Origin of the sequence: Flexibacter flexilis DSM 6793 (assembly GCF_900112255.1) — a bacterium.
Classification (GTDB): Bacteria; Bacteroidota; Bacteroidia; order Cytophagales; family Flexibacteraceae; genus Flexibacter; species Flexibacter flexilis.
In genome coordinates, this window is record NZ_FOLE01000038.1 from 1 (window position 1) to 1336 (window position 1336).

Genomic DNA, 1336 nt, shown 5'->3' on the forward strand with positions numbered 1-1336 from the left:
AAACTCAAGCAATACCAAGACCAGCAATACGAGAACAACAAGCAGCGATTAGGCAACCAGATTGCGCAGGAGGAAGCCGCTAAAAATGCCCGTTTGTCGCAAGCCGAAGCCGAGAAAAACGCCAACATCGCCAAAGCCAAAGCCCAGTACGATAGCAAGAAAATATCCGAAAAAGAGTACAATCGCTTACGCGAAAAAGCCGAAACGGATTACAACGCCCTCAAAACCAACGAGGATAACAGCTTCACAGCCAACAAGGAAGCCAACGAAAAGAAGTTAGCCAACGAGAAACAAAAAATTGAGGACGATTATAACAAGAAGCAGCGAGAGCTGAAAATAAAACAGTGGCAAGCCGACCAACAAGCCAAACTCATGAGTGCCATGATGGAAGGTGCGGTAGCCATTGTACGTGCGTCGCCCAATCCTTACTTAATGACTTTGGCCGCCGTAACAACGGGTTTGAGTATGGCCAAAATCTCCGCAGCCGAAATGCCTGCTTTTTTTGAGGGTGGCAGCACAGGTGCACCTGTTTCGGGTGGTGGCATGGTAAACAAGCCTTATTTGGCAACAGTGGCCGAAAAAGGTGCGGAATACATCATTCCCAATTGGCAATTGCAAGTGCCTGCGGTGGCCAATATCGTCGGAATGTTGGAAGCGATGCGCGTAAATAAGTCCACTACTTTCCCTCTCGATGCGATACCTGGCACAACGACCAATAGCAGCACGGGAAAGGTCAGTTTTGGCGAGCAAAGCAGTAGTAATAATGACCTACTTCTTCCATTGCTACTGGATACCCTTAACAAAATCCAACAACGTTTGGACAACCCCAAACCCTCACAGGCCATACTGGACTTTAACCAATTTCACGAAGACTATAACCGTGCGCTCGACACCATAACCGAAGCAAACGTATGATAACATTACTTAACCCTGAGATTCAAATTGCTTTTGGCGATGAGATAGACTATTCACCACAGTTCAGCCCTGCCAACGCCTTGCAGGGCTTGGGTTGTGTGGGTGATGATGGTTGGATTTCTTACGGCACGCTGCCCGATGGCCTGACCGCCGACAATGGCCGCATCACAGGAACGCCAACAGCTTTTGGCTATTTTCAGTTTACACTGGAGGTCATTGGAACGGATGATATGTGCGAAAACCAAGTGCCTTATTTTCAGGAAACTATCCATTTGTACATTCGTGAACCCAATATCTTTTGGTCAAAAAATCCCATACCGATTGGCTTTTCTGACGATGGCCAGCTCTACACCCGTGCCGAATACCGTTTGTTCGTTGAAACGCACTTTCTTTCCAATAGCTACAAAGAAGTGTTCTACGG

At 47.4% G+C, this 1336-nt stretch carries 2 protein-coding genes; both read left to right on the forward strand.

The genetic code is table 11. The features are described from left to right. Positions 1-915, forward strand: a 915-nt coding sequence (locus tag BM090_RS18635) for a cell envelope integrity TolA family protein (RefSeq protein WP_221405437.1), incomplete at its 5' end; no start/stop codon positions are given. Next, the coding region (locus BM090_RS18035; protein WP_221405438.1) for a hypothetical protein at positions 912-1336 on the forward strand (425 nt) is incomplete at its 3' end. The genes BM090_RS18635 and BM090_RS18035, both read left to right, overlap by 4 nt.